This window comes from Rhodoferax sp., from assembly GCF_028689305.1.
Lineage (GTDB): Bacteria > Pseudomonadota > Gammaproteobacteria > Burkholderiales > Burkholderiaceae_C > Rhodoferax.
The window spans coordinates 21,099-27,411 of record NZ_JAQTWM010000047.1; the positions used below are offsets into that span (position 1 = coordinate 21,099).

5 protein-coding genes are annotated in these 6,313 nt (G+C 63.5%); all 5 read left to right on the forward strand.

Features of this window, described 5'->3' with window-relative positions; genetic code table 11:
• Positions 1–28 precede the first annotated feature (28 nt).
• Positions 29–1,105: a flagellar basal body P-ring protein FlgI gene (locus PHW99_RS10995; protein ID WP_300177025.1), complete on the forward strand. Its 1,077-nt coding sequence runs from the start codon at positions 29–31 to the stop codon at positions 1,103–1,105.
• A complete protein-coding gene (gene flgJ / locus PHW99_RS11000; protein WP_300177008.1) occupies positions 1,105–2,013 on the forward strand; it encodes a flagellar assembly peptidoglycan hydrolase FlgJ in 909 nt (302 codons plus the stop codon). The genes PHW99_RS10995 and flgJ overlap by 1 nt, the downstream gene beginning before the upstream one ends.
• Positions 2,010–3,935 carry a flagellar hook-associated protein FlgK gene (gene flgK / locus PHW99_RS11005; RefSeq protein ID WP_300177011.1) on the forward strand — a complete coding sequence of 642 codons (1,926 nt, stop codon included), beginning with the start codon at positions 2,010–2,012 and terminating at the stop codon, positions 3,933–3,935. Before flgJ ends, flgK begins: the two co-directional genes overlap by 4 nt.
• Positions 3,936–3,960: 25 nt before the next feature.
• A complete protein-coding gene (gene flgL / locus PHW99_RS11010; protein WP_300177014.1) occupies positions 3,961–5,208 on the forward strand; it encodes a flagellar hook-associated protein FlgL in 1,248 nt (415 codons plus the stop codon).
• 8 nt (positions 5,209–5,216) lie between these two features.
• Positions 5,217–6,313 (forward strand): HDOD domain-containing protein (locus tag PHW99_RS11015; RefSeq protein WP_300177017.1); only part of this gene is annotated, 1,097 nt, incomplete at its 3' end.

Consider the following 6,313-nt stretch of genomic DNA (forward strand, 5'->3'; position numbering starts at 1 on the left):
GTGGTTGGTGATCGGGTTGCTGACGCTGATGTGCCTGGCGCTGTCAGGCAACGCCCAGGCGGCACGCATCAAGGAAGTCGCCGCCGTTGAAGGCGTGCGCAGCAATCAGCTCACCGGTTTTGGCCTGGTGGTTGGCCTGGATGGCACAGGTGACCAGACCACCCAGATGCCCTACACCTCCCAAGGCATCAGCAATTACCTGCAACAGCTCGGCATCACCCTGCCCCCTGGGTCCGCCTCCCAATTACAGCTGAAAAACGTGGCAGCTGTGCTGGTCACGGCCCAACTGCCGGCGTTTGCCCGCCCTGGTCAAATGATTGACGTCAACGTCTCCTCGGTCGGCAACTCCAAATCGCTCAAGGGTGGCACACTGATTTCCACCCCGCTCAAAGGCGCTGACGGCGAAATTTACGCCATTGCGCAGGGCAATCTGGTGGTCGCTGGCGCCGGAGCCTCGGCTGGCGGCAGCAAGGTTCAGGTCAATCACCTGAGTGCGGGCCGTATCCCCAGCGGTGCCCAGGTCGAGCGCGCCGTACCCACCCCGCTGCAAGAAGGCAACAGCGTCACGCTCGGCCTGGAAGCCTCCGATTTCCAGACCGCCCGGCGCGTCGCCCAGGCCATCAACACCCGGTTTGGCGCCGGATCCGCCCAGGCGCTGGATGGCCGCACCATCCGGGTCAACGCACCTGGCGACACCGATGCACGGGTGACTTTCATGGCTGAACTCGAAGAACTGCCGCTCGAAACATCCATACCATCCGCCAAGGTGGTCATCAATTCGCGCACCGGCTCGATTGTCATGAACCAGGCCGTGAGCCTGGGTGCCTGCGCCATTGCTCACGGCAATTTGTCGATCAGCATCAGCACCACGGCCAACGTCAGCCAACCCAACGCCCTGGCCGCTGGCCAGACTGCCGTCACCCAGAAATCCGACATCCAGATCAAGCAGGAGCCGGGCATGCTGATCCAGCTGCCTGCCGCGCCCCAGCTCGCTGATGTGGTGCGCGCCCTCAACTCGCTCGGCGCCACACCACAGGACCTGTTGGCGATTTTGCAGGCCATCAAAGCGGCCGGAGCCCTCAATGCCGAACTGGAGGTGATCTGATGAGCCTCAGTCAATCCAGCAGCATTTCCAATGCACTGGCGGCCGATGCCAGTTCACTGGGCAAGCTCAAGCTGCAGGCCGGCCAGGACAGCCAGGCGGCCATCCGGGAAACGGCCAAGCAGTTTGAGTCGCTGTTCATGCGCGAACTGATCAAAAGCATGCGTGAGGCCACCATGAAGTCAGGCATGCTCGACAACCCCGGCAGCGACCTGGGTACCGATCTGCTGGACCAGCAATTGGCAGTGCAGATGTCAGGCCGCCCCGGTGGACTGTCCGACCTGATTGCGGCACAACTGTCGCGTCAGATGGGTGTCTCTGACCCCTCAACAACAACACGCGCCAGCACACCACCGATCAGTGGCCTGCAAAAAGCCGCCTCGCTGGCTGCCTACGGCGCCAACGCCACCCCACCAACACCGAGCCAGGGCGGTTTTGTTGAACGGCACACCCAGGCTGCGCAACGCATCGAGAAGGAAAGCGGCATTCCGGCCAGTTACATGATCGGGCAAGCCGGTCACGAAACCGGCTGGGGCCGCAGTGAAATCAAAATGAAGGGTGGTCAACCGTCCTACAACCTGTTTGGCATCAAGGCCGGTGCCGACTGGAAGGGCAAGGTCGCCGAGGTCACCACCACCGAATACGTCAATGGCGTGGCCGAAAAACGGGTGGCGAAATTCCGGGCTTACAACTCCTACGACGAGTCATTCCGCGACTACGCCCGCCTGATCACCGAATCACCCCGTTACGCCAAAGTGACACAACAGACCGGCTCAGCCATGGCTTTTGCCTCCAGCTTGCAAAAAGCCGGCTACGCCACCGATCCCAACTATGCGGCCAAGCTGAGCCGCGCCATTGAAACCACCCAGCGTCTGCAACAACGCACGCAGGTTGTGGCCCTGAATATATGAGCGGCATTCTGAACGTCGGCGCCCGTGCCTTGATGGCCAATCAGGCCGTCCTGCAAACCACGGGCCATAACATCGCCAATGTCAACACACCTGGCTACTCGCGCCAGACCGCTGTGCTGCAAACGGCAGATGGCCAATTCACTGGTGGTGGCTACATCGGCAAAGGGGTGGACGTCCTGACCGTGGAGCGCAGCTACAGCGCCTTCCTGACCCGCCAGGCCGCCTTGGCGGGTTCCATCAGCGCCGGAGACACCGCACGGGCGGACAAGCTCAAACAACTCGAAGCCCTGTTTCCGGGTGGCAACAGTGGCATGGGCGCGGCCATCAACGACATGCTCAATGCATTTTCGGATGTCGCCAGTACCCCCACCGACCTGACCGCCCGCACCGTGGCACTGACCCGTGTCAGTGAAGCGGCAGCACGCATGCGCAGCACCTCAACCAGCTTGGATGACCTGCAACGCGGCGTGCAACAGGAGCTTGACCAGAAAGTCAACGCCATCAACAGCCTGGCGAAAAACATTGCGGCGGTCAACGAAAAAATCGCCCGTGCCAAGGGCAACGGCCAGTCGCCCAATGACCTGCTGGACCAACGCGACCAGTTGGTCCGGGACCTGAACCGCTTCATCCAGACCACCTCCATCCCGGCCGACGATGGTTCCGTAGGGATCTTTATTGGCGGTAGCCAGGCGTTGGTACTGGGGTCCTCGGCGTCATCGCTCAAGATCGTCGCCGACGTCTTCAATGACCCGCTGAAAAGCAAACTCGCCTTGACCCGCAACGGACAGGACATCGTGCTGGAAGAAGCCACACTTGGGGGCGGCGAGGTCGCCGGCCTGATGCGGTTCCAGAACTCTGACCTGGCCGAAGGCCGCAATCTGCTGGGCCGGCTCACCTTGGCCATCAGCACCAGCGTGAACGACCAGCACAAACTCGGGCTCGACCTGGACGGCAACGTCGGCGGCAACCTGTTCACCCCCACCACCTTTGGATCGTCCAACATCCGGGCACCGTCCGCCCCCGCCGTACTCAACACCGGCACGGCCAATCTGAGTTTGAGTGTGGCCGATGTCACCAGATTTGCCGCCTCGGACTATGAAATCAACTTCACCGGCGCTGCCACCGGCAGCATCACCCGCCAATCAGACGGGGTGGTCACGACGTTTGCCGCCGTGCCCATCACGATCGACGGTCTGACCATTACCATCAGCGCGGGGGTAGCCGCTGCCGGTGACCGTTTCCTGATCAAGCCTTTCAGCACCTCGGCCAGCAACATCCGCGCCGAATTCTCTACCCCGCGCGCCCTGGCCGTGGCCAGCCCGGTGGCCGGAAAGATGGGCAGCACCAACACCGGCAGCCTGCAGCTGGCCAGTCTGGTGGCACGCAGCAACCCAGTAGCAGCCGCCCCTGTCACGCTGACCTTCACCGGCGCCAACAGCTATACCCGCAGTGATGTGGCCGGCGTGTTCACTTACACCTCGGGCCAGGTCATCGAGGGAACGGTCCCCGCCACTACCCCATTGAGTCAGTGGTCGCTGACGCTGCAAGGCATTCCCAAGAACGGCGACACATTCACCGTCATGCCGCAACCCGCCGCGTACCGCAACCTCAACGCCGGCAATGCCAACGCCATGATGGGGCTGCGTGACTCTGCCATGTTTGACGGTGCAGCGCTGAGTGACGGTTATGCCAGCCTGATCTCTCAAATTGGCATCCGTGCCCAGAGTGCCAACTATGCCGCCGAAGTCTCCACGGCCATCGCCGCCAATCTGGAAACCGACCGCACCGGCATGTCCGGGGTCAATCTCGATGAGGAAGCGTCCAAGCTGATCCAATACCAGCAGGCCTACCAGGCCTCGGCCAAGATGATCCAGATTGCCCAGAGCATCTTTGACACACTGATTCAAACCATGACCCGTTAGGGACCGCCACACGGGAGCCCAGACCATGACCTCTTCTGTCCGCATCGGAACCGCCAACACCTACGACAGTGCTGTCCGTCAGATTTCGGCACGCCAGTCCGCCTTGGCCAACTTGCAGGAAAACCTGACCTCCGGCAAACGGGTGGTACGCGCCAGCGACGACCCGACCAGCGCCGCCAACGCGGAACGGGCGCTGAACCGCCTCAATCGCATTGCCACCGACCAGCGCGCGCTGGAGTCCCAGCGCAACGCCATCGCCGCGGCAGAAAGTGCGCTGGGTGACGTGACCGATGCCATGCAACGCTTTCGTGAGCTGGTCGTCAATGCCGGCAATGGGGTCCACAGCAGTGCCGAACGTCGTTCCATCGCCGTGGAGCTGCAAGGTCTGCGCGACCAGATTTTCAAATCGGCCAACCAGAAGGACACCAACGGCTTGCCGCTGTTCAACGCCTTGGGCAGCGCCCTGGCGCCGTTTGTCGGACCGCAGGCGGGTGAACCGGACTACATCTTCAATGGTCTGCCAGGCCAAGCCTCCAGCAGTGACGTCACCATTCCGTTCACCCTCGACGGCGACAGTGCCTTCATGCACCAGCCGGCCCGCGACGGGGTGTACAACGTCGCCGTCAGCACCGTCCCCACCAGCCGCACCCTGGGCACCAACAACGTGACCGTCAGCAACACAGCGCTGGTCACCGGGGCCAGCTACCAGATCGCCATTACCGGTGTTGACACCACCACCACCCCGGGCACCACCGTGGTGACCTACGACCTGACCGCCACACCGCCTGGCACCACCACCAGCCAGACCGCGCCGGGCTATCCCTCCACCCAACAAGCCAGCATCGCGGTGGTCGGCATGGCGGGTCTTGAACTCACCATCAAAGGCACACCCGCCGTGGGAGACACCGTCACGGTCAGCCCAAACCCCAGCATTTTCAGCGTGCTGGACGATGCCATTCGCGACATCGGCGGCGCTGTCAACAACAACGCTGCCGCCCAGGCCGTCAGCCAGGCATTGCACAACATCGACCTCGGCAGGGAACAGGTCTCCGCGGTGCGCGGCCAGGCTGGTGACTTGCTCGGCCGGGCCGACCGCATCACCAGCAACCAGGAAAAACGCAGCATCCAGCTGGAAGCCGACCGGTCCCGGGCCGAGGACCTGGACATGATCAAGGGCATCTCGGACTTCAACAACCAGCAGACCGGTTATCAGGCAGCGCTGCAAACCTACGCCCAGGTGCAGAAGCTCTCGCTGTTCAACTTCCTCGGTTGACCTGACCCATGGCTGGCGGTGCCCTGCATGATGTGACGCTGGGCTACCAACTGCTATGGAACGCGGCGCGCGAGGTGGCCGGCGTCCAACTTGTTCTTGAGCCTCACGGCGACGACACCCCGGACGTCGCGTACCTGCTCAAAACGCTGGCGGCACTCTGGGACACCCACGCGGTCCCGCTGATACTGTCGACCAACTCCAGCACCCTGCCGGCCGGACTGCTGGACCAGACTCCCCCGGCACTGGCCCGCCTTGCCGTCACGGACACCCTGCTGCAAAACCCGGTCATCACGCCACGTGTGCACCAGGCCCGGCAGCGTGGCCTGGCGCTGCTCTGGCGCGGCGAACCAGGCGCGCACCCCCGGCCAGCTTATGCCGCCTGTTTTATCCAGACCCTGCTGAGCCTGAGCACCGAAGAAGCCCTGCTGTGCCTGCGCGTCTGCCGACACCGTCAGGACGGTGGCCGCCCCACCCCGGGCCTCGTCAGTCCGGTGCGTGCCGGCCAAATCTACGAAGGGCTGGCCAGCCGGGCGCTGGCGCAACATGGCCTGGACGAACAAAACGCGGCCGCCCTGCTCGGCTGGCCCGCAGAAGACGTGTTGCACAACTATGGCGCCAGCCGCATCCAGCCAGGCCAGCCGGTGATTCGCCAGTTGATCCGGGCCATCCACGCCGACGCCGGCATGGACGAGATGGCGCAGCTGCTGGGGCAGGACCCGATGCTGGCCTACCGGTTCCTGCGCTACATGAACTCTGCCGGGTTGGGGTTGAACCGCGACATCACCTCCCTGCACCACGGCCTGATGGTGCTGGGCTTGAGCCGCCTCAAAGCCTGGCTGCTGGAGCAACTGCCACACGCCAGCACCGATCTCAACCTGCAGCCCATCCGGGCCATGATGGTCTTGCGCGCACAGTGCATGGCCGAATTGCTGGAGGCGGGTGAAAGCGAAGCCCTCAAGCGCGAACTCTACCTGTGTGGCCTGCTGTCGCAGATGGATGGTTTGCTCGGTGAGCCGCTGGCCAGCGCCCTGCACGCGCTGGCGCTGCCGGAGCGCGTCACCGCCGCCCTGCTCGACCACCGCGGCCCCTACTGGCCGTATCTGGA